Origin of the sequence: Pseudomonas sp. NPDC090201 (assembly GCF_044746825.1) — a bacterium.
In the GTDB taxonomy this organism is placed as follows: Bacteria; Pseudomonadota; Gammaproteobacteria; order Pseudomonadales; family Pseudomonadaceae; genus Aquipseudomonas; species Aquipseudomonas putida_AD.
Window position 1 is genome coordinate 1,045,179 of the sequence record NZ_JBIVCX010000001.1, and the last position, 25,285, is coordinate 1,070,463.

25 protein-coding genes and 1 other RNA gene are annotated in these 25,285 nt (G+C 61.8%); 5 read left to right on the forward strand and 21 right to left on the reverse strand.

Features of this window, described 5'->3' with window-relative positions; genetic code table 11:
- Positions 1-3: 3 nt before the first annotated feature.
- The 14 genes from ACIPOO_RS04770 to rsmI all read right to left on the reverse strand — a co-directional run bounded on the left by ACIPOO_RS04770 (position 4) and on the right by rsmI (position 15,084).
- Complete coding sequence (locus tag ACIPOO_RS04770) at positions 4-963, reverse strand: D-alanine--D-alanine ligase (RefSeq protein ID WP_400604783.1); 960 nt, start codon at positions 961-963, stop codon at positions 4-6.
- Positions 960-2,420 (reverse strand): UDP-N-acetylmuramate--L-alanine ligase, encoded by a 1,461-nt coding sequence (gene murC / locus ACIPOO_RS04775; protein WP_400604785.1) that lies wholly within the window; start codon positions 2,418-2,420, stop codon positions 960-962. Before murC ends, ACIPOO_RS04770 begins: the two co-directional genes overlap by 4 nt.
- On the reverse strand, positions 2,413-3,486 hold the full coding sequence (murG, locus tag ACIPOO_RS04780) for an undecaprenyldiphospho-muramoylpentapeptide beta-N-acetylglucosaminyltransferase (protein ID WP_274136179.1): 1,074 nt from the start codon (positions 3,484-3,486) through the stop codon (positions 2,413-2,415). Before murG ends, murC begins: the two co-directional genes overlap by 8 nt.
- Positions 3,473-4,687 (reverse strand): putative lipid II flippase FtsW, encoded by a 1,215-nt coding sequence (ftsW, locus tag ACIPOO_RS04785; protein WP_274136215.1) that lies wholly within the window; start codon positions 4,685-4,687, stop codon positions 3,473-3,475. The genes murG and ftsW overlap by 14 nt, the downstream gene beginning before the upstream one ends.
- The gene (murD, locus tag ACIPOO_RS04790) at positions 4,687-6,033 is read right to left on the reverse strand and encodes a UDP-N-acetylmuramoyl-L-alanine--D-glutamate ligase (protein WP_400604787.1); all 1,347 of its coding nucleotides are present in this window, start codon (positions 6,031-6,033) and stop codon (positions 4,687-4,689) included. Before murD ends, ftsW begins: the two co-directional genes overlap by 1 nt.
- Before the next feature lie 6 nt (positions 6,034-6,039).
- On the reverse strand, positions 6,040-7,122 hold the full coding sequence (mraY, locus tag ACIPOO_RS04795) for a phospho-N-acetylmuramoyl-pentapeptide-transferase (protein WP_166596479.1): 1,083 nt from the start codon (positions 7,120-7,122) through the stop codon (positions 6,040-6,042).
- On the reverse strand, positions 7,122-8,507 hold the full coding sequence (gene murF, locus ACIPOO_RS04800; protein WP_400604789.1) for a UDP-N-acetylmuramoyl-tripeptide--D-alanyl-D-alanine ligase: 1,386 nt from the start codon (positions 8,505-8,507) through the stop codon (positions 7,122-7,124). The genes mraY and murF overlap by 1 nt, the downstream gene beginning before the upstream one ends.
- On the reverse strand, positions 8,500-9,963 hold the full coding sequence (locus tag ACIPOO_RS04805; protein ID WP_400604791.1) for a UDP-N-acetylmuramoyl-L-alanyl-D-glutamate--2,6-diaminopimelate ligase: 1,464 nt from the start codon (positions 9,961-9,963) through the stop codon (positions 8,500-8,502). Before ACIPOO_RS04805 ends, murF begins: the two co-directional genes overlap by 8 nt.
- A complete protein-coding gene (locus ACIPOO_RS04810) occupies positions 9,963-11,714 on the reverse strand; it encodes a penicillin-binding protein 2 (RefSeq protein WP_274136187.1) in 1,752 nt (583 codons plus the stop codon). Before ACIPOO_RS04810 ends, ACIPOO_RS04805 begins: the two co-directional genes overlap by 1 nt.
- Positions 11,711-12,004, reverse strand: coding sequence for a cell division protein FtsL (gene ftsL, locus ACIPOO_RS04815; protein WP_274136189.1), 294 nt, complete (start codon positions 12,002-12,004; stop codon positions 11,711-11,713). Before ftsL ends, ACIPOO_RS04810 begins: the two co-directional genes overlap by 4 nt.
- Complete coding sequence (gene rsmH / locus ACIPOO_RS04820; RefSeq protein ID WP_400605195.1) at positions 12,001-12,942, reverse strand: 16S rRNA (cytosine(1402)-N(4))-methyltransferase RsmH; 942 nt, start codon at positions 12,940-12,942, stop codon at positions 12,001-12,003. The genes ftsL and rsmH overlap by 4 nt, the downstream gene beginning before the upstream one ends.
- Before the next feature lie 2 nt (positions 12,943-12,944).
- The gene (gene mraZ / locus ACIPOO_RS04825) at positions 12,945-13,400 is read right to left on the reverse strand and encodes a division/cell wall cluster transcriptional repressor MraZ (protein WP_110948512.1); all 456 of its coding nucleotides are present in this window, start codon (positions 13,398-13,400) and stop codon (positions 12,945-12,947) included.
- Positions 13,401-13,733: 333 nt separating this feature from the next.
- Positions 13,734-14,091: RNase P RNA component class A (gene rnpB / locus ACIPOO_RS04830), an RNA gene on the reverse strand.
- A gap of 87 nt (positions 14,092-14,178) precedes the next feature.
- Positions 14,179-15,084 (reverse strand): 16S rRNA (cytidine(1402)-2'-O)-methyltransferase, encoded by a 906-nt coding sequence (rsmI, locus tag ACIPOO_RS04835; RefSeq protein WP_274136194.1) that lies wholly within the window; start codon positions 15,082-15,084, stop codon positions 14,179-14,181.
- A 222-nt stretch (positions 15,085-15,306) separates the two neighbouring features.
- On the opposite strand from rsmI, the gene ACIPOO_RS04840 reads away from it, so the two are divergent.
- The 4 genes from ACIPOO_RS04840 to ACIPOO_RS04855 all read left to right on the forward strand — a co-directional run bounded on the left by ACIPOO_RS04840 (position 15,307) and on the right by ACIPOO_RS04855 (position 18,817).
- Positions 15,307-17,121 (forward strand): penicillin-binding protein activator, encoded by a 1,815-nt coding sequence (locus ACIPOO_RS04840; protein WP_400604795.1) that lies wholly within the window; start codon positions 15,307-15,309, stop codon positions 17,119-17,121.
- Positions 17,118-17,492 carry a YraN family protein gene (locus ACIPOO_RS04845; RefSeq protein WP_274136197.1) on the forward strand — a complete coding sequence of 125 codons (375 nt, stop codon included), beginning with the start codon at positions 17,118-17,120 and terminating at the stop codon, positions 17,490-17,492. The genes ACIPOO_RS04840 and ACIPOO_RS04845 overlap by 4 nt, the downstream gene beginning before the upstream one ends.
- A 156-nt stretch (positions 17,493-17,648) precedes the next feature.
- Positions 17,649-18,242 (forward strand): phosphoheptose isomerase, encoded by a 594-nt coding sequence (locus tag ACIPOO_RS04850; protein ID WP_120129559.1) that lies wholly within the window; start codon positions 17,649-17,651, stop codon positions 18,240-18,242.
- Positions 18,239-18,817, forward strand: coding sequence for a BON domain-containing protein (locus ACIPOO_RS04855; protein WP_274136200.1), 579 nt, complete (start codon positions 18,239-18,241; stop codon positions 18,815-18,817). The genes ACIPOO_RS04850 and ACIPOO_RS04855 overlap by 4 nt, the downstream gene beginning before the upstream one ends.
- 185 nt (positions 18,818-19,002) lie before the next feature.
- Here the strand turns inward: ACIPOO_RS04855 and ACIPOO_RS04860 are convergent, their stop codons facing one another.
- The 7 genes from ACIPOO_RS04860 to rplM all read right to left on the reverse strand — a co-directional run bounded on the left by ACIPOO_RS04860 (position 19,003) and on the right by rplM (position 23,966).
- Positions 19,003-19,416 carry a ClpXP protease specificity-enhancing factor gene (locus ACIPOO_RS04860; protein WP_274136202.1) on the reverse strand — a complete coding sequence of 138 codons (414 nt, stop codon included), beginning with the start codon at positions 19,414-19,416 and terminating at the stop codon, positions 19,003-19,005.
- 19 nt (positions 19,417-19,435) lie between these two features.
- A complete protein-coding gene (locus ACIPOO_RS04865) occupies positions 19,436-20,053 on the reverse strand; it encodes a glutathione S-transferase N-terminal domain-containing protein (protein ID WP_274136204.1) in 618 nt (205 codons plus the stop codon).
- A 228-nt stretch (positions 20,054-20,281) separates the two neighbouring features.
- A complete protein-coding gene (locus tag ACIPOO_RS04870; protein WP_400604798.1) occupies positions 20,282-21,064 on the reverse strand; it encodes a cytochrome c1 in 783 nt (260 codons plus the stop codon).
- Positions 21,064-22,275, reverse strand: coding sequence for a cytochrome bc complex cytochrome b subunit (locus ACIPOO_RS04875; protein ID WP_400604800.1), 1,212 nt, complete (start codon positions 22,273-22,275; stop codon positions 21,064-21,066). Before ACIPOO_RS04875 ends, ACIPOO_RS04870 begins: the two co-directional genes overlap by 1 nt.
- A complete protein-coding gene (petA, locus tag ACIPOO_RS04880) occupies positions 22,275-22,868 on the reverse strand; it encodes a ubiquinol-cytochrome c reductase iron-sulfur subunit (RefSeq protein ID WP_274136210.1) in 594 nt (197 codons plus the stop codon). Before petA ends, ACIPOO_RS04875 begins: the two co-directional genes overlap by 1 nt.
- 262 nt (positions 22,869-23,130) lie before the next feature.
- Positions 23,131-23,523 carry a 30S ribosomal protein S9 gene (rpsI, locus tag ACIPOO_RS04885; protein ID WP_166596464.1) on the reverse strand — a complete coding sequence of 131 codons (393 nt, stop codon included), beginning with the start codon at positions 23,521-23,523 and terminating at the stop codon, positions 23,131-23,133.
- Between the two features lie 14 nt (positions 23,524-23,537).
- Positions 23,538-23,966, reverse strand: a complete 429-nt coding sequence (rplM, locus tag ACIPOO_RS04890) for a 50S ribosomal protein L13 (RefSeq protein WP_062384256.1) — start codon at positions 23,964-23,966, stop codon at positions 23,538-23,540.
- Between the two features lie 239 nt (positions 23,967-24,205).
- Here rplM and ACIPOO_RS04895 point away from each other — a divergent pair, with 239 nt between their 5' ends.
- On the forward strand, positions 24,206-25,243 hold the full coding sequence (locus ACIPOO_RS04895; protein WP_400604803.1) for an NADP(H)-dependent aldo-keto reductase: 1,038 nt from the start codon (positions 24,206-24,208) through the stop codon (positions 25,241-25,243).
- The last annotated feature ends 42 nt before the right edge of the window (positions 25,244-25,285 follow it).

Here is a 25,285-nt window from a genome sequence, read left to right on the forward strand (position 1 = left end):
GATCTACCCCCGCACCTGGACACTGTCGGCCAGAATCGCCAACACCAACTGGTTGAAATCGAGCCCCGCCGCCTTGGCAGCCATCGGCACCAGGCTGTGGTCGGTCATCCCCGGCACGGTGTTGACTTCCAGCAGCCAGAACTTGCCGTCGGCGTCCTGCATCACGTCGGTACGCGCCCAGCCGGCAATGCCCACGGCTTCGCAGGCACGTGCGGTCAGCGCCTTGAGTTCCTGTTCCTTGTTTGCGTCGAGGCCACACGGGATCCGGTACTGGGTATCGGAAGCCAGGTACTTGGCGTCGTAGTCGTAAAAGGTGTGGGGAGTGCCCAGGCCGATCGGAGGCAATACCTGCCCACGCAGCGAGGCGACGGTGAACTCCGGACCTTGAATCCATTGTTCGACCAACACTTGCGAATCATAGGTACTGGCGGCATTCCATGCGGCGATCAATTCGTCGACGCAGGTCACCTTGGCCATACCGATACTAGAGCCTTCATGTGCGGGTTTGACGATCAAAGGAAAGCCCAGTTCCGTCGCCGCCAAAATACAATCCGATTCGCAGCCAGGCACCGCGTGACGCGGGGTCGGCAGGCCCAGGCTCTGCCACACCTGCTTGGTGCGCAGCTTGTCCATCGCCAGCGCCGAAGCCAGCACGCCGCTGCCGGTGTACGGGATCCCGAGGCATTCGAGCAGGCCCTGCATGGTGCCGTCTTCGCCACCACGGCCGTGCAACACGATGAACGCGCGGTCGATCTTTTCGCTGACCAGCCGCTGCAGGAAATCGTCGCCCACGTCGATGCCGAACGCATCCACGCCCCCGCTCTGCAGCGCCTTGAGCACTGCATTGCCGGATTTCAGGGAAACCTCCCGCTCCGCGCTCTTGCCACCGAAGAGCACGGCCACGCGACCGAAGCTTTTCGGCTCCAGGGTCGAGAGCAGGGAGACTGGCGCGGCGGCTGTCATTTCAGCTTACCTTCGGTTGAGGCCACGATGGCACCCGTGAACAACGGGCTCTTGAGCAATTGCGGAGCAAGACCGCCGATGTCGCCCGCGCCCTGGCACAGCAGGATGTCGCCTGCGCGCAGCAGCGGCTTGACCAGCGGCGCGAGTTCAACGCCACGCTCGATGTAGATCGGGTCCAGTTGGCCGCGCTGACGAATGCTGTGGGCCAGTTGGCGGCTGTCCGCGCCCGGAATCGGCTCTTCGCCCGCCGGGTAGACTTCCATCAGCAGCAGGACGTTGGCGTCGTTGAGCACCTGCACGAAGTCGTCGTACAGATCGCGGGTACGGCTGTAGCGGTGCGGCTGGTAGACCATGACCAGCCGGCGATCCGGCCAGCCGCCGCGCACGGCGTTGATGACCGCAGCCACTTCGCGCGGGTGATGACCGTAGTCGTCCACCAGCATCACGTTGCCGCCTTCGACCGGCAGCTCGCCGTACACCTGGAACCGCCGACCCACGCCCTGGAAGCCCGACAGGCCCTGGACGATAGCTTCGTCGGTGATGCCTTCGTCGGTCGCGATGGCGATGGTCGCCAGCGAGTTGAGCACGTTGTGGTTGCCGGGCATGTTCACCGACACGTCCAGCGGCTCGCGGTCGCGGCGCAGCACGGTGAAGTGGGTACGCATGCCTTCCTGGTGCACGTTGATGGCACGCACGTCGGCGTTCTCGTTGAAGCCGTAGGTCATGACCGGGCGCTTCACGGACGGCAGGATGTCGCGCACCACCGGATCGTCGGTGCAGACCACGGCCAGGCCGTAGAACGGCAGGTTGTGCAGGAACTCGACGAAGGTCTTCTTCAGCTTGTTGAAGTCGCCTTCGTAGGTCGCCATGTGATCGGCGTCGATGTTGGTGACCACGGCGACCAGCGGCTGAAGGTGCAGGAAGCTGGCGTCGCTTTCGTCCGCTTCGGCGATCAGGTAACGGCTGGTGCCGAGCTGGGCATTGGTGCCCGCTGCGTTCAGGCGGCCGCCGATCACGAAGGTCGGGTCCAGGCCACCGGCGGCGAACACCGAGGCGATCAGGCTGGTGGTGGTGGTCTTGCCATGGGTACCGGCGACGGCGATGCCGTGGCGATAGCGCATCAGCTCGGCCAGCATCTCGGCGCGCGGCACCACCGGAATACGGCGCTCAAGAGCGGTCGCCACTTCCGGGTTGGAGGTGTTGACGGCGCTGGAGACGACCAGTACGTCGGCGGCAGCGGAGTTCTCGGCACGGTGGCCGATGTAGATGTGCGCACCGAAGGATTCCAGACGCTCGGTCACCGGGGACGCCTTGAGGTCGGAACCGGAGACGTCATAACCCAGGTTCAGCAACACCTCTGCAATGCCGCACATGCCCACGCCGCCGATCCCGACGAAGTGGATACGACGGATACGACGCATTTCCGGTTGTGGCATCGCGCGTTGATTCTCAACCATGGACCACCTCCAGGCAGACATCGACGACGGTGTTGGTGGCATCCGGCTTGGCCAGTTGGCGGGCCGTGGTAGCCATGCGTTTCAATTGTTCGGGTTGCATCAAAACCTCTTTCAGGCGAGCCGCCATATCGGCAGCGCCAGTTGTCCTTTGCGGCATCACGAAGGCTGCGCCTTCACGGGCCAGATATTCGGCATTGCGCGACTGGTGGTCATCGATTGCGTGGGGCAGCGGCACCAGCAACGACGGCAGTCCAGCGGCTGCCAGTTCACTGATGGTCAGCGCGCCTGCGCGACAGACCACCAGATCCGCCCAGCCATAGGCCTGGGCCATGTCCTTGATGAAGGGGGCGACCTGCGCCTCGACACCGGCGGCGCGGTAGCGCTCGGCAGTGACTTCATCGTGTTTCTTGCCCGCCTGATGGAACACCTCAGGCCGCAACTCTGCCGGCACCAGCGCAAGGGCTTCGGGCAGCAGCTTGTTCAGAGGCTCGGCGCCCAGGCTTCCGCCCAGAATCAGCAGCCGTGGCTTGCGCCCTTCCAGCGCCTGACGCGGCGTCTCGAAGAACAGCTCGGCACGCACCGGATTGCCGGTGGTGCGACGCTTGGCCGAAGCCGCGAAAGTCTGCGGGAACGCCTCGCACACACGAGCGGCGAACGACGCCAGGCTGCGGTTGGCGGTGCCGGCCACGGCGTTCTGCTCATGGATGATCAACGGCACGCCGGAAAGCTTCGCTGCCAGACCGCCAGGGCCTGTCACGTAGCCGCCGAATCCGACCACGCAGACCGGCTTCAATTCACGCACGACCTTGCGCGCCTGCAACAAGGCCTTGAACAACATGAACGGCGCCTTGAGCAAGGACAGACGCCCCTTGCCGCGCAGGCCGGTGACGTTGATCAGGTGCAACTGCAGACCGGCGCCGGGCACCAGTTCGTTTTCAATGCCGCGAGGCGTGCCCAGCCAGTGCACGGTGTAGCCGCGTGCCTGGAATTCCCGGGCGCAGGCCAGTGCCGGGAACACGTGTCCGCCGGTGCCGCCCGCCATGATCAATACATTACCGACGGCCATGGTTCGGCTCCTCGGCGAAATCGCTCTCGTTGAACTCGGCTTCTTCACTGCCCATGTTGTTGCGCGATTCCCATTCGATACGCAGCAGCAGGCCCAGGCTTGCGCAGCAGATAATCAGCGAGCTGCCGCCGTAGCTGAGGAATGGCAGGGTCAGACCCTTGGTCGGCAGCAGGCCGACGTTCACCCCGATGTTGATCAGGAACTGGCCGATCCACAGGAACGCCAGGCCATAAGCGGTGTACGCGGCGAAGAACTGCTTGGCGCGCTCGGCCCACATGCCGATGTACATCGCACGGATACTCACGAACATGAACAGCGCAACGGTCACCAGCGACCCGACCACGCCCAGCTCTTCGGCCAGTACCGAGAACACGAAGTCGGTGTGCGCTTCAGGCAGGTAGAACTGCTTCTGCACGCTGTTGCCCAGGCCAACGCCGAACCACTCGCCACGACCGAAGGCGATCAGCGCCTGGGTCAACTGGTAGCCGGAACCGAACTGATCGGACCAGGGGTCGGTAAAGGTAATCAGGCGCGCCATCCGGTAAGGCTGGGCTTGAACCAGCACGAACACCGCCGCGACCGCCAGCGCCACCATCAGGGTGAAGCGGAACAGGCCGACGCCGCCCAGGAACAGCATCGCAGCGGCAGCGCCCATCATCACGACGGTGGCACCGAAGTCAGGTTCCATCAGCAGCAGGCCGGCCATGGGCAGCAGCACGATGAACGGCTTGAAGAAGCCCATCCAGCTCTCGCGCACTTCGGTCTGGCGACGAATCAGGTAGCCAGCCAGGAAGATCACCACGAACACCTTGGCAATTTCCGAGGGCTGCACGTTGAACATGCCGAAGCCGATCCAGCGCATCGAACCGTTCACCTCACGCCCGATACCGGGCACGATCACCAGGATCAGCAGGCCGAAGGCACCCAGCAGCATCAGCCAGCCCAGGCGTTGCCAGGTCGCGACCGGCACCATCATGGTGGCGACGCAGGCACCCAGGCCCAGCACCAGGTAGATCAGGTGGCGGGTCATCATGTACAGCGCGTTGCCGGACTGGACCGCGGCGACTTCCGAGGATGCGGAAGTGATCATCACCAGGCCCAGGCCCAGCAAGGCCAGGCAACCGGCGAGCATCGGGAAGTCGACGTCAACGCCACGGCCGCTGATGATCGGCGACGGGTAAGGCTTGAGCACGCCAAAGATCATGACAAGCCCCCCACTGCCTGGGCGAACAGACGTCCGCGTTCTTCGAAATTCTTGAACATGTCCAGGCTTGCACAGGCCGGAGACAGCAGCACGGCGTCCCCTTGCTGAGCCACTTCGGCAGCACGTTGCACAGCTTCTTCCAATGTCTTGACGCGTATCAGGGGCACCGAATCGCCGAAGGTCGCGGCGAGCAGTTCAGCGTCGCGGCCCAGCAGGACGACGGCGCGGCAATGAGCGGCGACCGGCGCCTTGAGGGCGGAGAAATCCGCACCCTTGCCGTCGCCACCGGCGATGAGCACCAGCTTGCCGCTGATGTCCGCACCCAGGCCTTCGATGGCGGCCAGTGCAGCGCCGACATTGGTGGCCTTGGAGTCGTCGTAGTAGCTGACGCCTGCACGCTCGCGCACCCACTGGCAACGGTGTACCAGGCCGGCGAAGCTGCGCAGCGCCTGCAGCATCGGTTCGAATGGCAGACCGGCAGCGTGGCCCAGCGCCAGAGCAGCCAGGGCGTTGGCCTGGTTGTGCGCGCCACGGATTTTCAGCTCGCTCACCGGCATCAGGTGTTCGAACTGGAAGGCCAGGTATTTTTCGCCGTTCTCTTCCCGCAGACCGAAGCCTGCGATGTCGGGTTTGTTCAGACCAAAGGTCCAGCACGGCACGCCTTCGCCGATCAACGGCCGGGAGAGCGCGTCCTGGCGATTGACCACCACCTGACGGGCACCGCGGAAAATCCGGTGCTTGGCCAGGTGATACGCAGGCAGGCCACTGTAGCGGTCCATGTGGTCTTCGCTGACGTTGAGCACGGTAGCGACTTCAGCGCCCAACTGGTCGGTGGTTTCCAGCTGGAAGCTCGACAGCTCCATCACGTACAGCTCGACGTCGTCGCTGAGCAGGTCCAGGGCAGGCGTGCCCAGGTTGCCGCCGACCGCCACGCGCTTGCCCGCCGCTGCGGCCATTTCGCCGACCAGCGTGGTCACGGTGCTTTTCGCGTTGGAGCCGCTGATGGCGATGATCGGCGCCTTCGCGTTACGCGCGAACAGCTCGATGTCACCGGACAGCTTCACGCCACGGGCCGCAGCCGCCTGCAACGCCGGAGTCGCCAGGGCCAGGCCCGGGCTCACGTACAGCTCGTCGGCGCGGCACAGGAACTCGACGTCCAGCTCGCCACAACGCACTTCAACGTGCGGGTAGTCACGACGCAGGGTCTCCAGCTCCGGCGGATTCTCCCGCGTATCGGCCACGGCAAACGCCACGCCCCGGTTCGCCAGGAAGCGAACCAGGGACATGCCGCTCTTGCCGAGGCCGACAACGATGCGGAAGTGGTCAGAAGCGATCAACGACACTCTGCGTTACCTCAGTTTCAACGTGGCAAGGCCGATCAGCACGAGAATCACGGTGATGATCCAGAAACGGACGATCACGCGCGGCTCGGGCCAGCCCTTGAGTTCAAAGTGGTGGTGGATCGGCGCCATGCGGAAAACGCGGCGGCCGGTCAACTTAAACGATGCAACCTGAATGACGACTGACAGTGTCTCCATCACGAACACGCCGCCCATGATGAACAGGACGATTTCCTGACGGACGATCACCGCGATCGTGCCCAGGGCCGCGCCCAGCGCCAGCGCGCCGACGTCACCCATGAACACTTGTGCCGGATAGGTGTTGAACCACAGGAAGCCCAGGCCCGCACCGATCAGCGCGCCGCAGAACACGATCAGCTCGCCCGCGCCCGGCACGTAGGGAATCAGCAGGTATTCGGCGAACTTCACGTTACCCGACAGGTAGCAAAAGATGCCCAGCGCGCCGCCGACCATGACCGTTGGCATGATGGCCAGGCCGTCCAGGCCGTCGGTCAGGTTGACCGCGTTGCTGGAGCCGACGATCACGAAGTAGGTCAGGATCACGAAGCCGATGCCCAACGGAATGCTGAAGTCTTTCAACATCGGGATCAGCAGCGTGGTTTCGACCGGCGATTGTGCGGTCATATAAAGGAAGATCGCCGCGCCCAGGCCGAACACCGACTGCCAGAAGTATTTCCAGCGGCTTGGCAGACCCTTCGAGTTCTTCTCGATGACCTTGCGGTAGTCGTCGACCCAGCCGATGCCGCCGAACAGCAGCGTGACGATCAGCACCACCCACACGTAGCGGTTGGTCAGGTCGGCCCACAGCAGGGTGGCGATACCGATGGCGGACAGAATCAATGCGCCACCCATGGTCGGGGTGCCGGATTTGGACAGGTGAGATTGCGGACCGTCGTTGCGGACCGATTGGCCGATCTGCTTGTTCTGCAGGGCACGGATCATCCATGGCCCCAGGCACAGCGAGAGCGACAGTGCAGTGAGCACGCCAAGAATCCCGCGCAGGGTCAGGTACTGGAAGACCGCGAAGCCTTTATAGAACTGTTGCAGATACTCGGCCAGCAGCAGCAGCATTAATGTTTCTCCGCCTTCAAGGGATAAGTCTGGGTTGCGCAGAGAGCCGCCACGACGTTTTCCATCGCGGCACTGCGAGAACCTTTGATCAAAATGGTGGTGTTTTTGTCTTGCTCGGCGCCCAGCGCCTCGATCAGGTCAGCCTGACTTGCAAAATGGCGGGCATCCTGCCCGAAAGCCTTGACCGCATGGGCCATCAGCGGACCGACGGCATACAGCGCGTCTACCTTGCCAGCGGCATAGGCGCCGACATCGCGGTGGCCCTGCTCGGCCCAGTCGCCCAGCTCGCCGATATCGCCCAGCACCAGCACCTTGCGGCCCGGGAAGCTGGTCAGAATGTCGGTCGCTGCGGCCACGGAGGTCGGGTTGGCGTTGTAGGTGTCATCGATCACGCGAATGCCGTTGGTCGCCAGTTGCGCAACGGTGCGCCCCTTCACCGGCTGGACGTTGTTCAGCCCGGCGACGATGCCCGGCAGCGACACGCCCAGCGCGTGTGCGGCAGCCGCTGCGGCCAGCGCGTTGTTCACGTTGTGCGCGCCCAGCAGATTGAGTTGCACCTGAGCAGAGCCAGTGGGGCTGTTCAGGGTGAAAGTCGGGCAGCCACGGGCGTCGATGCCCAGGTCCGAACCATGGAAATCGGCGTCAGTGTTGGTGCGGGCAAAGCTCAGCACCTTGCGGGCGCCGGCACGGGCGGCCCAGATCCCGAATGCCTTGTCGTCCAGGTTCAGCACTGCAGTGCCGCGCGAATCGAGGCCGTCGATGATCTCGCCCTTGGCTTCGACGATCTTTTCCGGACCGCCGAACTCGCCCACGTGAGCAGTACCCGCGTTGGTCAGCACCGACACGTGAGGCTTGGTCAGGCTCACGGTCAGCGCGATTTCGCCCACGTGGTTGGCGCCCAACTCGATCACAGCCGCATCGAACTCCGGCGACAGTGTCAGCAAGGTCAGCGGTACGCCCAGCTCGTTGTTCAGATTGCCTTTGGTCGCCAGCACGGTGCCGCGCGTGCGCAGGATGCTCGCGAGCATCTCCTTGACCGTGGTCTTGCCGCTGGAACCGGTAATCGCCGCGACCGGCTTGTCGACAAAGGCGTTGCGATTCAGCGCGCCCAGTTGTGCCAGCGCCTTGCGGGTGTCACCCACGATCAGTTGCGGCAATGCACTGCCTGCAACCTCACGTTCGACCAACGCGCCCACCGCACCTTTGGCGGCGACCTGATCGAGGTAATCGTGGCCGTCGAAACGCGGACCGGTCAGCGCAACGAACAACTGGCCTGACTCGATGGCGCGGCTGTCGATGCTGACGCCGTTGAAATGTACGTCTTCGCCGACCCGACGCGCGTCGAGTGGCAGCAGCAGTTCGCTGAACGAAAGCGGCTTAAGCATGTGCAGCCTCCCATGCGTCCAGTGCCTTGGCGGCTTCTTCAAGATCGGAAAACGGATGGCGCTCGCCGTCGATTTCCTGGTAGTCCTCGTGGCCCTTGCCGGCCAGCACGATCACGTCGGCGGCATCGGCCTGGGCGATGATCTGTGCGATGGCCTGGCCGCGGCCGGCGACGAAATCGACGCTGTCGGCCGAGGTGAAACCTGCGCGAATGTCGTCGAAAATGCGGGCGGCGTCTTCGGTGCGCGGGTTGTCATCGGTGACCAGCACCTTGTCGGCCAGGCGCTCGACCACTTCGGCCATCAACGGACGCTTGCCGCGATCGCGATCACCGCCGCAGCCGAACAGGCAAGCCAGTTGGCCCTTGGCGTGGGGGCGCAGGGCCACCAGCACTTTCTCCAGCGCGTCGGGGGTGTGGGCGTAATCGACCACCACCAGCGGACGTTTGCCGCCGCCCAAGCGCTGAATACGGCCCACCGGCCCTTCGAGGCTCGGCAGCACTTTGAGAATGTCGCTCAGCGGGTAATCGAGGCCCATCAAAGCGCCGACCGCCGCCAGCACGTTGCTCAGGTTGAAGCGGCCCAAGAGGCTGCTGCGCAACAGGTGATCGCCCTGCGGAGTCACGAGAGTTGCGCGAACGCCATCATCGTCGAACACCGCATCGCGGCAGAACAGGTAGGCGCTGCTGTCTTCCTGGCTGTAGGTGATCAGCCGCGACGCATGCTGCTCACCGGCAAGCCGGCGACCGAAATCGTCGTCCAGGTTGACCACGCGGCAACGCAGGTCATTCCAGGCGAACAGCTTGGCCTTGGCCGCCGCGTAGGCTTCCATGGTGCCGTGGTAATCGAGGTGATCGCGGGACAGGTTGGTCATCACCGCGACGTCGAACGCCAGCGCGGTGACACGGCCCTGATCCAGACCGTGGGACGACACTTCCATGGCGATGGCCTTGGCCCCGGCCTTTTTCAGGTCGTAGATCGTCGCCTGCACGGAAATCGGATCGGGCGTGGTGTGAATCCCGCTTTTCAGCTCGCTGTAGAAACCAGTGCCCAATGTGCCAATCAGTCCGCAGTGCAAGCCCAGCTTGTCGAGCGCCTGGGCGATCAACTGGGTCACGCTGGTCTTGCCATTGGTGCCGGTCACGCCGACCAGGTGCATGCCACGGCTCGGATCGCCATAGAAACGCCCGGCGATGTCCGACAACTGCGCCGCCAGGCCCTTGACCGGAATCATCGGGATGTCGGTGATCGGCAGCACCTTGGCGCCTTCGACTTCATAGGCAATGGCGGCGGCGCCGTGGGCGATGGCGTCGGTAATGTGGTCGCGGCCGTCGACCTTCAGGCCTGGAATCGCCAGGAACAGATCGCCCGGACGCACCTTGCGGCTGTCCAGGGTCAGTTCACGGATCAACAGGTCACGGTCGCTCTGGGCGAAGATCTTGCTCAGGTTGAAAGGCATCAGCCGCGCCCTCCCTTGACTGGAACGACGAGCGGTGGCGCAGCATTGGCCTGCTGTTCAGGCGGGACCGGCGCGAGGTTGTCCGGGCGCACGTTCATCAGGCGCAAGGTGCCCGACATCACTTTGCTGAACACCGGTGCCGAAACCAGACCACCGAAGTAGCCGCCTTTGCTTGGTTCGTCGATCACCACCACGATGGCGTAGCGCGGGTTGCTCATCGGGCCGAAGCCTGCGAACAGCGAGCGATAGGAGTTCTCGGCATAGCCCTTGGTGCCGACCGACGTCTTACGGGCGGTACCCGATTTGCCAGCGACGTGGTACGACGGCACGCGGGCACGGTATACGCCACGCGGGTCTTCGATCACTTGCTGCAGCATCCCTTGCAGGGTCTTCGCGGTGGCTTCCGGAATCGCCTGGGTAGACTCGGACGGCTTGTCGGTTTTCAGGATGGTCAGCGGGACGATCTTGCCGTTGTTGGCCAGCGCCGAGTAGGCGTGCACCAGTTGCAGCGCCGTCACCGACAGGCCGTAGCCGTAGGACAGGGTCGCGGTTTCAGCCTTGCGCCACTCGCGGTAGTTCGGCAGGTTGCCCACGCGCTCGCCCGGGAAGCCCAGGCCGGTGTACTGGCCAAGGCCCACACGCTGCATCGCACGGAAAATCGCTTCACCGCCGACGTCGAATGCGACCTTGCTCATGCCAACGTTACTGGAGTTGATCAGGATGCCGGTCAGGTCGAGGATCGGACCTTCGGTTTTGGTCACGTCACGAATGGTGTATTTGCCGATCTGCAGGGTGCCCGGGTACACCTCGACCTTGTCGCTGGGTTTCCAGCGGCCACTGTCCAGGGCTGCGGTCATGGAGATCGGTTTCATGGTCGAGCCTGGCTCGAACACGTCGATGATCGCGCGGTTACGCATCGCCGCCGGAACCATGGTGCGACGGTTGTTCGGGTTGTAGGTCGGCTGGTTGACCATGGCCAACACTTCGCCGGTCTTCACGTCCATGATCACCAGGCTGCCGGCCTTGGCGTCGTTTTCCTGAATCGCGTTACGCAGCTCGCGGGTCGCCAGGTATTGCAGGCGCAGATCAATAGACAAAGCCAAGGTCTTTCCAGCCTTGGCGTTTTTCTTCACTTGCAGGTCCTTGATGAGCCGGCCGCGCCGGTCCTTGATGACCTGCCGCTTGCCCGGCACGCCGGCCAGCCAGTCGTCGTAGGCCAGTTCAACCCCTTCGCGGCCGTGGTCGTCCAGGTCGGTGAAGCCGACCATGTGCGCCGTCACGTCACCGGCAGGGTAGAAACGCCGAAACTCTTCCTTGCCGTAGACGCCCGGCACCTTGAGGTCGAGCACCGACTGGCCCTGCTCCGGGGTCAGGCCGCGAACCAGGTAGATGAATTCCTTGCTGGCCTGCTCGTTCAGGCGGTCCGCCAGGGCTTTCGGGTCCTGACCCAAGGCCTGGGCCAGCACGCCCCACTTGCTCTTGTCGGCCTGCATTTCGGACGGGTTGGCCCAGATGGTGGTCACCGGGGTACTGACGGCCAGCGGTTCGCCGTTGCGGTCGGTAATCAGGCCACGGTGCGCAGGAATGGACACGGTACGCAGGCTGCGCGCATCGCCCTGTTCAATCAGGAAGCGACGGTCGATGACCTGCAGATCGACGATGCGATAGGAAATAGCCAGCACCATGACCGACAACAGGCCGACCACGAGGCGGAACCGCCATGGGTAGAGTGCGCCGTCAAGCTTCATCATGGCGACACCATCCGGATATCGGCGGCATTGGGAATGCGCATTTTCAGTTGATCGGTGGCCAGCGCCTCGATCCGGCTGTGAGCGGTCCAGGTGCTTTGTTCGAGAATCAGGCGGCCCCATTCGGCCTGCGCCTTGTCGCGAACGCTGAGTTCGGAATACAACGAGTTCAGGAGCTGACGGTTCCAGTGCGCGCTGTAGGAAACGGCGATTGCCGACACGAGGACGGCAATGAACAACAGCAGCATGAAGAAGCTGCCGCCTGGCAATGGCTTGAAGAATCCGCGGCTCACCGGAGTTTCTCCGCGACACGCATGACAGCACTGCGCGAACGGGGGTTGGCGCGGGTTTCTTCATCGGAGGCGAACTGCGCCTTGCCGATCAGCTTGATGCGCGGCTCGAAAGCCTGGTGACGGACCGGCAGGTTGCGTGGCAGGTTGTCGGCCTCGCCCTTGACCAGCTTGCGCATGAACAGTTTGACGATGCGGTCTTCCAGCGAGTGGAAGCTGATGACCGCCAGACGGCCGCCCACTTCCAGCGCGTCCAGCGCGGCTTCGAGGCCAGCTTCCAGATCGCCCAGTTCGTTGTTGACGTGAATGCGCAGGCCCTGGAACGCGCGGGTTGCCGGGTTCTTGCCCTTTTCCCACGCAGGGTTGGCGACTTTCAACACTTCGGCCAGATCGCCGGTACGTTCGAAAGGCTGGGTTTCGCGACGTGCGACGACAGCGCCGGCCATGCGTTTGGCAAAACGCTCTTCGCCGTATTCCTTGAATACGCGGGCGATTTCTTCGGCAGGCGCAGTATTGACGAACTCGGCGGCGCTGATCCCTCGGGACGGGTCCATGCGCATGTCCAGCGGGCCGTCGTTCATGAAACTGAAGCCGCGTTCAGGATCGTCGAGTTGTGGCGAGGAGACGCCAAGGTCGAGCAGGATTCCGCTGACCTTGCCCGCTATGCCGCGTTCCAGAGCCTCGGAGCCCAATTCTGCAAAGCTGCGCTGCACAATGACAAAGCGGCCGTCTTCGGCCGCCAGCGCTTGCCCGGTGGCAATCGCTTGAGGATCCTTGTCGAACCCCAGGAGCCGGCCGTCCGGCCCCAGGTTCTGCAAGATGAGGCGGCTGTGCCCGCCCCGTCCGAACGTGCCATCCAGATAGCAGCCATCGGCGCGCACCGCGAGAGCCTCGACGGCTTCTTCGAGCAGTACGGTGATGTGGGTAAAGCCGCTATTCATAGTCACAGGATCAAATCACGCAGTTCATCAGGCATCGCGCCCGGTTTTTGAATGGCCGCAAGGTCCGCATCAGCAAGTGCGTTCCAGGCGTCCTCATCCCACAGTTGAAACTTGTTGAGCTGGCCAACCAGCATCACTCGCTTATCAAGCTTGGCGTAGTCACGCAAACGTGGCGGCACCAGAAAGCGCCCACTGCCGTCGAGTTCCAGATCAACCGCGTTACCGATCAACAGTCGCTGCAGACGACGGTTTTCTTCACGGAATGTTGCAAGCTCGCGCAGTTTGGCCTCGATCAGTTCCCATTCCGGAAGCGGATAGATGCACAAGCACGGGTCAACGGTATCAATGGTCACAATCAACTGGCCGGAGCTACGCGAATCGAGCTCGTCACGGTACCGGCTCGGCATAGCGAGACGGCCCTTTGCGTCGAGATTGATTGCGTTTGCACCACGGAACACAGGCGCTTTCTCCGAATATTATCTTTTTGCGCTCAAAAAACCCACTTCACGCCACTTTCCGCCACTTGCGCACACTATAGGAATGCGCCCACCACACCGTCAAGGCAACTTCTTAAGGAAAACCCTTACAGAACGGAGATTTAGGAGAGGTTGTGCGGGAGTTTCCGAAAATTTCGGATTGGGACTACAGATAAATCCGAAAATATTCAGAAAGATGGCGTTCGAACTTAAAGTGTTTTGTGAGGTTTAAGATTTTTTCGGCATTACGAGGGGAGGATTTTGACAAAGAAAGCGAGATAGAAATGCGAGAAAAAAGCAGGGAGAGGGGAAAAGGTGGAGAGTCGATCTGTAAGCCGGGTTCTGTCGAGGACAGTCATTCCTCTACGATGGCCATCACTGGACATCTTTAGCAACCTACCCGGTTCCAGCGCGGGCCACGCCTTGGAACCCTATTTGGTCTTGCTCCGAGTGGGGTTTACCTAGCCACGAACTGTTACCAGCCGTGCGGTGCGCTCTTACCGCACCTTTTCACCCTTACCGGCACCGAAATGCTTAGGCGGTTATTTTCTGTGGCACTTTCCGTAGGCTCGCGCCCCCCAGGCGTTACCTGGCACTCCGCCCTATGGAGCCCGGACTTTCCTCCCCCCTTCATTGCGGAACAATGAAAGGCAGCGACTGTCCAATCGACTCTCCGCCGCCAAGGTTAATGGCTGGCAGGCTCAAGAACAAGCATTAATAAGCCTGGGGCACTATTGAGTGACGGGCTGACGGATGGCGATCACTCGCCCTTTTGCTTGTCGAGGGCCACCTGGTACAGCAGATTCTTGCGCACGCCGGTGATTTCAGCGGCCAAAGCAGCCGCGCGCTTGAGCGGCATTTCCTCCAGCAGAAGGTCCAGCACGCGCCGCGCCTCGGCACCGATCACGTCCTCGCCCTCAGGCTCGCTCCAGCCTGCAACCAATACCACACACTCCCCGCGTTGCTGGTTGCTGTCGCCTTCGACGAACGCCCGCAGTTCGCCCAATGGCAAACCTTTCAGGGTTTCGAAGGTTTTGGTCAGCTCACGCCCGAGCACCGCAGGCCGCTCGGCACCGAAGATTTCTTCAAGATCCTGCAGGCATTCGAGAATCCGGTGCGGCGCTTCGTAGAAGATCACCGTGCGCGGTTCTTCCTTCAACAGTTCCAGACGCGCCTTGCGCCCCACCGACTTGGCCGGCAGGAAGCCTTCGAAGATAAAACGGTCCGACGGCAGGCCTGCCGCCGACAACGCCGCGATCAAGGCACAAGCACCAGGCACCGGAACCACCTGAATGCCCGCCGCCCGCGCCTGACGCACCAGGTGATAGCCAGGATCGGAAATAAGTGGCGTGCCCGCATCGGAAATCAGCGCGACGTCGTCACCGGCCAGCAGGCGGGTGATGAATCGGCTGCCCTCTTCGCGTTCGTTATGTTCATGGCACGCAGCCAGCGGAGTCGCTATGCCGAAATGTTGCATCAGGCGTAATGAATGCCGGGTATCTTCGGCGGCAATCAATGACACTTCGCGCAATACTTTCAGTGCTCGCACGCTCATGTCGTCCAGGTTGCCAATCGGCGTGGCCACCACATAAAGCGAGCCTGTAGTGGAATTCAAAGCACCTGGAGCAGTCAAAACGCGCACCTCATGTGGGGTAAAAACCTGCATTGTACAGGTTCAGGGGATCCAGACAGGGAGATTGGAAAATGCACCCACACATCCGCTCATACATTGATATCGGCTGCCATTGTCAGGGAATTCCACCACGCGGTGCGCACAATTGCCCATCTGCATGGTCAATATCGCAGCTTTGATACCTCCAACGTCGCGCCCCGGCCAGTGCTTGGGTACAATTCCACTCTTATTTGCTCAAGTATCAGGAACATATACATGATCGCTTGCCTGCGGCTGTTCTCTGCCCTCTGCCTGGCTGCCTTGTTGGCCGCCTGCGCCAGTTCGCCCTCCTCCAGCCTTGGCGAGTTGCCACGCACCCCTGACGCCACCATCGAGCAACTGCTCGAACAGGCGTCGAGCGCCAAGACGCCCGATCAGGCCGCACTGCTGAGGCTGACCGCCGCGGACCTGGCCGCACGCCAGAACAACCCGAGCCGTGCAGCGAGCATTCTTGAGCAAGTCCAGATGGATCAGCTCAAGACGGACAAGCAGATCTACGCCAACACCCTGTCCGCCGAACTGGCCCTGGGCCGCAGCCAGCCAAAGGCTGCGCTGACCGCCCTCAACCACCCGAGCCTGCAGCACCTGGCCGAAATGCCGGTGGACCTGCAAACCCGCACCCACACCGTTCGCGCTCGCGCCCTGGAAGCTGATGGCCAGACCCTCGCCGCCGCCAGCGAGCGCGTGTTCATGGGCCCGCTGCTGCAAGGCGACGCCCTGAGCGCCAACAACGATGCGATCTGGACCCTGGTCGCGGCATTGCCTGCCGAGCAACTGCAAAGCAACGCCACCGATGACATGGGCGGCTGGCTGAGCCTGGCCCGCGCGGTCAAGGGTGCCGGTACGCTGGAACAACAACAGGCGGCCATCGACAACTGGAAAGCGCAGAACCCGCAGCACCCTGCCGCACGTCAGTTGCCGACGTCGCTCGCTCAACTGCGCGACCTGAAAAGCCAGCCGCTGACCAAGATCGCCCTGCTGCTGCCGCAAGACGGCCCCCTCGCCTCGGTCGCCCGTGCCCTGCGTGACGGCTTCATGGCTGCGCACTATCAGGCGCAACAGGCCGGCCAGAAGCCGCCTGCCATCGAAGTGTTCGACAGCTCCCGCGTGACCTCGATGGATGCCTTCTACGCCCAGGCCAAGGCCGCTGGCGTACAGATGGTGGTAGGCCCGCTGGAAAAACCGCTGGTCAAACAGCTCAGCGCTCATCCGCAGTTGCCTATCACCACCCTGGCCCTGAACTACAGCGACTCGACCGCGCAAGGTCCGGCCGAGCTGTTCCAGTTCGGCCTGGCAGCGGAAGACGAAGCCCGTGAAGTGGCCCGTCGCGCCTGGGCTGACGGCAAACGCAGCGCCGTCGCCATGGTGCCGAAAGGCGAATGGGGCGACCGCGTGCTCGACGCCTTCCGCCAGAGCTGGCAAGCCAAGGGCGGCACCCTGCTGGGTGTCGAACGCATCGACCAGCCTGTAGCCCTGGCCCAGCAAGTCGCCGACCTGTTCCAGTTGCGCAACAGCGAAGGCCGCGCCCAGCGCCTGCAAAGCACCACCGGCGCACAGATGGCCGCACAGCCAAGCCGCCGCCAGGATGTCGATTTCATGTTCCTGGCCGCGACCCCGCAACAGGCCCAGCAGATCAAACCGACCATGGTCTTCCAGTACGCCGGTGACGTGCCTGTCTATGCGACTTCGCACCTGTTCACCAACAGCGGCGACCAGGCGATGTACAACGACCTGGCCGGCGTGCGCTTCTGCGAAACCCCTTGGCTGCTCAACGCCACCGACCCGCTGCGCCAGCAAGTCACCACCCAGTGGCCTCAAGCCGCCGGCAGCCTGGGTCGCCTGTACGCCATGGGCATCGATGCCTATCGCCTGGCGCCGCGCCTGACCCAGCTCAAGACCCTGCCTGAGAGCCGCATCGACGGCCTGTCCGGCAGCCTGGCCATCGGTCAGGGCCAGCGTATCGAGCGTCAGTTGCCATGGGCCCAGTTCGTCGACGGTCGCGTCCAGCGCCTGCCGGACACCACGCCTTGACCCAAGGCAGCACGCGCCAGACCGCAGGGCGAGAGGCCGAGGCCCACGCCCTGCAACACTTGCAGCAACAAGGTTTGCAACTGATTACACAGAACTGGTCATGCAAACGCGGCGAGCTTGATCTGGTCATGCTCGACGGCGATACAGTAGTATTCGTCGAAGTTCGCTATCGGCGCCACGCCAGCTTCGGTGGCGCGATGGAAAGTGTCGATGTTCGCAAGCAGGAAAAGCTCACCCTGGCTGCACAATGGTTCTTGCAGACCGAACCGAAATGGGCAGATTCCCCCTGCCGATTCGATGTCGTCGCCATCAACGGCGAGCCGGGAGCGGGGCCTGTAACGAACTGGGTGCAGAATGCGTTCGACACCTGACTACGCGTTGAAGCCCACATCTGCGAACCTGTTCGCCGACACCACTCTTCACACTGATTTGCTCTTTGCTTTGCGGGCTGCACAGTTTTGTGCCGGGAAGCCGATGACCTCTTTCAGACGTCGCCCGACCAGCCGCCCCTATTAAGGTTTTCATAGATGGACATGCAATCCCGAATTCGCCAGCTTTTTCAGGCCAGCATCGATACCAAGCAACAGGCGATGGACGTTCTTGCACCGCACATCGAGCAAGCCAGCCAGGTGATGGTCAACGCCCTGCTCAACGAAGGCAAGATGCTCGCCTGCGGCAACGGCGGCTCGGCCGGCGATGCCCAGCACTTTTCGTCGGAGCTGCTCAACCGCTTCGAGCGTGAACGCCCGAGCCTGCCCGCCATCGCGCTGACGACGGACACCTCGACCATCACCTCGATCGCCAACGACTACAGCTACAACGAAATCTTTTCCAAGCAGATCCGCGCCCTGGGCCAGCCCGGCGATGTGTTGCTGGCGATTTCCACCAGCGGCAACTCGGCCAACATCATCCAGGCGATCCAGGCGGCACATGATCGGGAAATGATTGTCGTAGCCCTGACCGGTCGCGACGGTGGCGATGTCGCCTCGCTGCTGCTGCCCGAGGACGTTGAGATCCGCGTCCCGGCCAAGGTCACCGCACGTATCCAGGAAGTCCACCTGCTGTCGATCCATTGCCTTTGCGATCTGATCGACAGCCAATTGTTCGGGAGTGAAGAATGATATCCAAACGTCTCAGCCTGCTGGCCCTGACACTGTGCCTGGGCGTCAGCGGATGCAGCTCGGTGATCAACGCCAGCCGCGAAGCGCCAATCGACGACGATCGCGGTACGCGCACCTTCGGCAGCAAGATCGATGACTCGCTGATCGAAACCAAGGCCGCGGTCAACATCGCCAAGGCCAGCCCCGATCTGGACAACAATTCGCACATCGTGGTGACCAGCTTCAACGGCATCGTGCTGCTGGCCGGCCAGACCCCACGCGCCGACCTCAAGCAACTGGCCGAGCAGACCGCCGCCCAGGTGCAGAAGGTCAAGAAGGTCAACAACGAGCTGCAGGTCATCGCGCCCTCCTCGATGCTGGCGCGCAGCAACGATGCGTGGCTGACCAGCAAGATCAAGACCGAGATGCTCACCGACAGCGCCATCCCGGGCTCGCGCATCAAGGTCGTGACCGAGAACGGCATCGTCTACCTGCTGGGCCTGCTGACCCAGGCCGAAGCCACCCGCGCCACCAACCTGGTGCAGGGCGTAGGTGGCGTGCAGAAGATCGTGAAGCTGTTCGAGTACATCGACTAAACAGCCTCGGTATCGCTACGCCCCTGTAGCAGGACGGCCGGGCGGCGCTCCGCTTGCCGGCGACAGCGGTTTCAAGATCGCCGTCGCCGGCAAGCCGGACTGCTACGCGAACAAGCAGCACATTTGTTTCGATCACAAAAAAGGCGATCCCTCGGGATCGCCTTTTTCATTACCGCGCAGTCGGGTTACTTGACCACTTTCAGACTCGGCCGGCCGCTCGGGCGTGGCGGTTCGTCGTCCGGTGGCGGCATGTCGTCTTCGACATCCAGATCATCATCGTCGTCCACGGCAGGCTCCAGGTCGAAGACCATGCCCTGGCCGTTTTCCCGGGCGTAAATCCCCATGACCGCAGCGACCGGCACATACAGGCTGTGCGGCACACCGCCGAAACGGCCTTCGAAGCTCACCGCGTCATTGTCCATGTGCAGGTGGCGCACGGCGCTTGGCGAGATGTTGAGGACGATTTGTCCGTCGTTGGCGAAACCTTGCGGGACTTGCACCGCCGGGTACTCGGCGTTGACCAGGATGTGCGGCGTGCAATCGTTGTCCACGATCCACTCATAGAGAGCACGGATCAGATAGGGGCGACTGGAGTTCATCGAATGTTTCCTTAAGCCTTTAGCGCATGTCGCGTTCGGCAGCAGACAGACTCGCCTGGAATGCCTCACGCGCAAACTGGCGCTCCATATAATCAAGCAGCGGCTTGGCAGGCCGCGGCAACTCGATACCCAGAATCGGCAGGCGCCAGAGTATGGGCAATAGACAGCAGTCGACCAGACTTTGCTCGTCACTGAGGAAAAAAGCCTTTTCCGCGAACAGTGGCGAGACGCCGGTCAGACTTTCGCGCAACTCCTTGCGCGCCTGAGTGCGGGCAGCTTCTTTGCTGCGAGCATCCAGGATGACATCCACCAGGACGCACCAGTCGCGCTGGATCCGATGGATCAGCAGGCGGCTGTTGGCCCGGGCAACGGGATAAACCGGCAGTAAAGGCGGATGCGGGTAACGCTCATCCAGGTATTCCATGACCACTGTCGACTCGTACAACGCCAGATCGCGATCGACCAGTGTCGGTGTGCTGCCGTACGGATTGACCTCGACCAGTTGCGGCGGAAGGCGACCTCCCACGACATCGATGATCTCGGCGCTGACACCTTTCTCGGCGAGCACAATGCGCACGCGATGGGAATAGTGGTCGGCGGGGTCGGAGTAACAGGCCAACCGATTGGTCACGCCCATGGTGATCCTCCTCGCTTGTTAAATATTCAGAAGCAGAAAAACGAACGCGCCCTGAAGGCGCCTCCGGCAACATCCACAATCAGCGGGTGTTCGTCGCGGGCGACAAGATAGCGCATTTACTCAAGGTAAATTCCGTAATCTTTCGCCCGCCACTATACCCGCTCTGCGTCCATTGCCCGAATGAGGCTCTTCAGAGCGCGTTCCATCTACTTCATCACTGGCGCGAAGTCAGTGAACGTCTTTCCAGTATTCACGTTTGAGCAGGTACGCGAAGATAAACAGGATCGCCAGATACAACAGCACATAGGTGCCGATGCGCTGGTGTTGCAGCTTGACCGGGTTGGCCGAGTAGGCCAGGAATGTCACCAGGTTCTTCACCTTCTCATCGAACTGCTCTTCGGTGAGCGTGCCGGTCTTGGGCACGATGGTCAGTTGATCACAGGCTTCATGGGTCAGTGGCGAGCCGGTCAGCGGGTCGAACTGCTTCTTGCCATCCTCGACCGCCTGGACCTGCTTGCAGCCGATGATCTGGCGGCCCTGCAGCCCCACCAGCACGTTGGGCATGCCCACGTTAGGAAAGACCTTGTTGTTCACGCCCCAAGGCCGTGCCGGGTCCTCGTAGAACGAACGCAGGTAACCGTAGAGCCAGTCGGTGCCCCGTACCCTGGCAACCAGGGTCAGGTCGGGCGGCGCTGCGCCGAACCAGGCCTTGGCGTCTGCCGACTGCATGCCGACGGTCATGTGGTCGCCGATCTTGGCACCGGTGAAGACCAGCTTCTCGAGCATCATCTCGTGGGGAATGCCCAAATCATCCGCGACCCGCTCGTAACGCTGGAACTTGGCGCTGTGGCAGCCCATGCAATAGTTGGCGAAGGTGCGGGCGCCGTCCTGCATGGCCACCTTGTCGGAGACGTCGATGTCGACGCTTTCCAGCTCCGGTCCACCGTGTTCGGCGGCAAAGGACAGCACAGGCAAGGCAGAAAGAATGAAAACAGCCAATAATTTTTTCATCAGCCAGTCACCCTTTCCGGAACCGGTTTTGTCTTCTCCATCCGCGTGTAGAACGGCATCAGGATGAAATAGGCGAAGTACAGGAACGTACACACCTGCGACAGCAACGCGCGCTCAGGGCTGGGCGGCAGCACGCCGAGAATCCCCAGGATCACGAACGACACGCAGAACACCAGCAGCCAGATCCGGCTGAGCCAGCCTTTGTAACGCATGGACTTGACCGGACTTCGGTCCAGCCAGGGCAGCACGAACAGCACCGCGATCGCCGCGCCCATGGCCATGACTCCCATGAGCTTGTCAGGGATGGCCCGCAAGATCGCGTAGAACGGCGTGAAGTACCATACCGGGGCGATGTGCTCTGGTGTCTTGAAGGCGTTGGCCTGCTCGAAGTTCGGCTTCTCGAGGAAGTAGCCGCCCATCTCCGGGAAGAAGAACACGATCGAACAGAAGATGAACAGGAACACCACGACGCCGACGATATCCTTCACCGTGTAGTAGGGATGGAAGGCGATCCCGTCCAGCGGCTTGCCGTTTTCATCCTTGAGCTTCTTGATGTCGACGCCGTCGGGGTTGTTCGACCCGACTTCGTGCAGCGCCAGCACATGCAGCACCACAAGGCCGAGAATCACGATGGGCAACGCCACCACATGCAGGGCGAAGAAGCGGTTCAGGGTGATCCCGGAAATCAGGTAGTCGCCGCGAATCCACTGGGTCAGGTCATTGCCGATCACCGGGATCGCGCCAAACAGCGAGATGATGACCTGCGCACCCCAGTACGACATCTGCCCCCATGGCAGCAGATAGCCCATGAACGCCTCTGCCATCAACGCCAGGTAGATCAGCATGCCAAAGATCCACACCAGCTCCCGTGGCTTCTGGTACGAGCCATAGAGCAGGCCACGGAACATGTGCAGATAGACCACGATGAAGAACGCTGAAGCCCCTGTGGAGTGCAGCAGGCGCAGGATCGAGCCGTACTCGACATCGCGCATGATGTACTCGACCGAGGCGAACGCTTCCTCCGCCGAGGGCGTGTAGCTCATCGTCAGCCACACGCCGGTGACGATCTGGTTGACCAGCACCAGCAGCGCCAGCGAGCCGAAAAAGTAGAAGAAGTTGAAATTCTTGGGGGCGTAATACTTGCTGAGATGGTCTTCCCACATGGAGGTCGCAGGGAAGCGCGCATCGATCCAGTCCATGAATTTGCTCATTACGCTTTCTCCTGATCGACGCCGATGACGATGATTGAGTCCGACTCGTAGGAATGCGGCGGCACTGGCAGATTCAGGGGTGCAGGTTGCGCCTTGTAGACGCGCCCGGCCAGGTCGTAATGGGAGCCGTGACAAGGACAGAAGTAGCCGCCGACCCAGTCTTTGCCCAGGTCTGCGGGGGCCACTTCAGGGCGAAACGTGGGCGAGCAGCCCAGGTGGGTACAGATGCCGATCAGCAACAGCAGCTCGGGTTTGATCGAGCGAACCTTGGGGTCCACGTACGCAGGCTGAACGGAATTCTTGGATTCGGGATCGGAGAGCTGACCGGTGATCTTGGTCAGGTTGGTGAGAATTTCGGGCGTTCGACGAACGATGAAGACCGGCTGGCCCCGCCATTCGGCGATCATCTGCTGGCCTGGCTCGACCTTGCTGACGTTGACCTTCACGGGTGCGCCCGCCGCCTTGGCTTTGGCACTGGGAAACCATGACCCCACGAACGGGACCGCAGCCCCCACCGCTCCTGCAGCGCCGACCACAGATGTGGCCGCGACAAGGAAGCGACGCCGGCCTGCATTCACGCCGTCATTGCTCATTCCGTCCTCTCCCATCAGCTTTTAGAGGCCTGCTTGGTCAGGCATCCCTTTGAATTATTTTTCTAGCTGTCAAAAAAATCCTGCCAAATGTAAGCAAAGGCCCTTCTATCCGCAAGGGTATTGCCATTTGGCGAAAACGGGGAGGCCTTATGGAACGGGGCATCCACGGATGAGACCAGTCGTCACACCCAATAATAGACGCCCATAAAAAAACGCCCAGTTCCGTGAGGAAACTGAGCGTTCTTTTTGAACGAAAAGCGAATTAACGCTTCGAGTACTGCGGACGCTTACGCGCTTTACGCAGACCGACTTTCTTACGTTCAACTTCGCGAGCATCGCGAGTAACGAAACCAGCTTTGCGCAGAGCGCTGCGCAGGGTTTCGTCGTAGGACATCAGAGCGCGGGTGATACCGTGGCGGATTGCGCCAGCTTGACCACTCACACCACCGCCGATGACGGTGACGTAGATGTCGAATTTCTCAACGGTCTCGGTCAATTCCAGCGGCTGACGAACTACCATGCGGGCAGTTTCGCGACCGAAGAACGAATCCAGGGAGCGGTTGTTGATCGAGATGTTACCGGTGCCCGGACGCAGGAAAACGCGTGCGGTTGCGGTCTTGCGACGGCCAGTGCCGTAATTTTGAGTCGCCGACATAATGAACTATTCCGTTAAAACTTCAGTTCTTGGGGCTGCTGAGCAGTATGAGGGTGAGCAGCGCCCGCATAGACTTTCAGCTTACGATACATGTCGCGACCCAGCGGGTTCTTAGGCAGCATGCCTTTGACCGCGGTCTCGATCACGCGCTCAGGAGCTTTGGCGATCAGCTTTTCAAAGTTGATCGACTTGATCCCGCCCGGGAAACCGGAGTGAGAGTAGTAGATCTTGTCGGAGGTTTTGGCACCAGTAACGCGGATTTGCTCAGCGTTGATCACGACGATGTAGTCGCCGGTGTCAACGTGCGGAGTGTATTCCGGTTTGTGCTTGCCACGCAGACGGCTCGCGATTTCAGTGGCCAGACGACCCAGGGTCTGACCAGCAGCGTCGACGACGAACCAGTCGCGCTTTACTGTTTCCGGTTTAGCGGTAAAAGTTTTCATTCTTTATAGCCTCAAAGGCCGCCTGAAAAAATAGACGGCGGAGCATACTCGATAGTACGGTCTTTGACAAGTCAAAGGCCGCCGGGCACGAACGCTATAGGGGGCTCGGGTCAGCGCGTTCGATCGCAGCGGAGTCTTGGTCGCGGGGCATCACTCCCGTGACGAAGAGCTGCGGAATTATGCAGATTGCGAAAAAAATTTCAACCTGCTTTTATGGCTCTTTTGATCAGGAGAGCCACATGGACTATCGCCAACTGGGCAGAACCGACCTCAATGTCAGCGCCATCTGCCTGGGCACCATGACCTGGGGCGAGCAAAACAGCGAGTCCCAGGCCTTTGCCCAGATCGAACGCGCCAAGGCGGCAGGTATCAATTTCATGGATACCGCCGAGATGTATCCCGTCCCGCCGAAGAAAGAAACCTATGCCAGCACCGAGACCATCATCGGCAACTGGTTCAAGAAGAACGGTGACCGCGCCGACTGGATCCTGGCCAGCAAGATCGCCGGCCCCGGCAACGGCATCGACTACATTCGCGACGGCCAGCTGAAATTCAACCGCGACCATATCGTTGCGGCCGTGGACGCCAGCCTCAAGCGCCTGCAGACCGACTACCTGGACCTGTACCAGTTGCACTGGCCGGAGCGCAGCACCAACTTCTTCGGCAAGCTGGGCTACAACCATTCCGAGGAATACTTCACGCCGTTGCTGGAAGTGCTCCAGGCCCTGGACGAACAGGTCAAGGCCGGCAAGATCCGTCACGTCGGGCTGTCCAACGAAACCCCATGGGGCACCATGAAGTTTCTCGCTGAATCCGACACCCACGGCCTGACCCGCCCGGTATCGATCCAGAACCCGTACAACCTGCTCAACCGCAGCTTCGAGGTGGGCCTTGCGGAAGTCGCCATTCGCGAGCAGTGCGGCCTGCTGGCCTACTCGCCGCTGGCGTTTGGCATGCTCTCGGGCAAATACGCCAATGGCGCCCGCCCGGCCCATGCGCGCCTGAGCCTGTACAGCCGCTTCACCCGCTATTTCAACCCGCAGTCCGAGGCGGCCTGCGCCCGTTACGTGGCGCTGGCACAGCAGCACGGCCTGGACCCGGCGCAGATGGCCCTGGCGTTCGTCACCAGCCGTGCATTCGTGACCAGCAACATCATTGGCGCGACCACGCTGGAGCAGCTGGAAAGCAACCTGGCGAGCGCTGAGCTGGTGTTGTCCGAGGAAGTGCTGGCCGGGATCGAGGCGATTCACAAGGATCAGCCGAACCCTGCGCCTTGACGCAATACCCTTGTAGGAGCGCGCTTGCCCGCGACGGCGGCG

What these genes read in the sequence shown, in the direction of transcription:
- ACIPOO_RS04870 (WP_400604798.1), bottom strand. Translation starts at nt 21,064, where the DNA reads ATGAAAAAATTATTGGCTGTTTTCATTCTTTCTGCCTTGCCTGTGCTG.
- ACIPOO_RS04805 (WP_400604791.1), bottom strand. Translation starts at nt 9,963, where the DNA reads ATGCCTTTCAACCTGAGCAAGATCTTCGCCCAGAGCGACCGTGACCTG.
- murF (WP_400604789.1), bottom strand. Translation starts at nt 8,507, where the DNA reads ATGCTTAAGCCGCTTTCGTTCAGCGAACTGCTGCTGCCACTCGACGCG.
- rsmI (WP_274136194.1), bottom strand. Translation starts at nt 15,084, where the DNA reads ATGCAGGTTTTTACCCCACATGAGGTGCGCGTTTTGACTGCTCCAGGT.
- ACIPOO_RS04860 (WP_274136202.1), bottom strand. Translation starts at nt 19,416, where the DNA reads ATGAACTCCAGTCGCCCCTATCTGATCCGTGCTCTCTATGAGTGGATC.
- murG (WP_274136179.1), bottom strand. Translation starts at nt 3,486, where the DNA reads ATGGCCGTCGGTAATGTATTGATCATGGCGGGCGGCACCGGCGGACAC.
- rplM (WP_062384256.1), bottom strand. Translation starts at nt 23,966, where the DNA reads ATGAAAACTTTTACCGCTAAACCGGAAACAGTAAAGCGCGACTGGTTC.
- mraY (WP_166596479.1), bottom strand. Translation starts at nt 7,122, where the DNA reads ATGCTGCTGCTGCTGGCCGAGTATCTGCAACAGTTCTATAAAGGCTTC.
- ACIPOO_RS04810 (WP_274136187.1), bottom strand. Translation starts at nt 11,714, where the DNA reads ATGATGAAGCTTGACGGCGCACTCTACCCATGGCGGTTCCGCCTCGTG.
- murC (WP_400604785.1), bottom strand. Translation starts at nt 2,420, where the DNA reads ATGGTTGAGAATCAACGCGCGATGCCACAACCGGAAATGCGTCGTATC.
- ACIPOO_RS04875 (WP_400604800.1), bottom strand. Translation starts at nt 22,275, where the DNA reads ATGAGCAAATTCATGGACTGGATCGATGCGCGCTTCCCTGCGACCTCC.
- ACIPOO_RS04840 (WP_400604795.1), top strand. Translation starts at nt 15,307, where the DNA reads ATGATCGCTTGCCTGCGGCTGTTCTCTGCCCTCTGCCTGGCTGCCTTG.
- ACIPOO_RS04770 (WP_400604783.1), bottom strand. Translation starts at nt 963, where the DNA reads ATGACAGCCGCCGCGCCAGTCTCCCTGCTCTCGACCCTGGAGCCGAAA.
- ACIPOO_RS04850 (WP_120129559.1), top strand. Translation starts at nt 17,649, where the DNA reads ATGGACATGCAATCCCGAATTCGCCAGCTTTTTCAGGCCAGCATCGAT.
- rpsI (WP_166596464.1), bottom strand. Translation starts at nt 23,523, where the DNA reads ATGTCGGCGACTCAAAATTACGGCACTGGCCGTCGCAAGACCGCAACC.
- ACIPOO_RS04865 (WP_274136204.1), bottom strand. Translation starts at nt 20,053, where the DNA reads ATGGGCGTGACCAATCGGTTGGCCTGTTACTCCGACCCCGCCGACCAC.
- ACIPOO_RS04855 (WP_274136200.1), top strand. Translation starts at nt 18,239, where the DNA reads ATGATATCCAAACGTCTCAGCCTGCTGGCCCTGACACTGTGCCTGGGC.
- rsmH (WP_400605195.1), bottom strand. Translation starts at nt 12,942, where the DNA reads ATGAATAGCGGCTTTACCCACATCACCGTACTGCTCGAAGAAGCCGTC.
- petA (WP_274136210.1), bottom strand. Translation starts at nt 22,868, where the DNA reads ATGAGCAATGACGGCGTGAATGCAGGCCGGCGTCGCTTCCTTGTCGCG.
- ACIPOO_RS04895 (WP_400604803.1), top strand. Translation starts at nt 24,206, where the DNA reads ATGGACTATCGCCAACTGGGCAGAACCGACCTCAATGTCAGCGCCATC.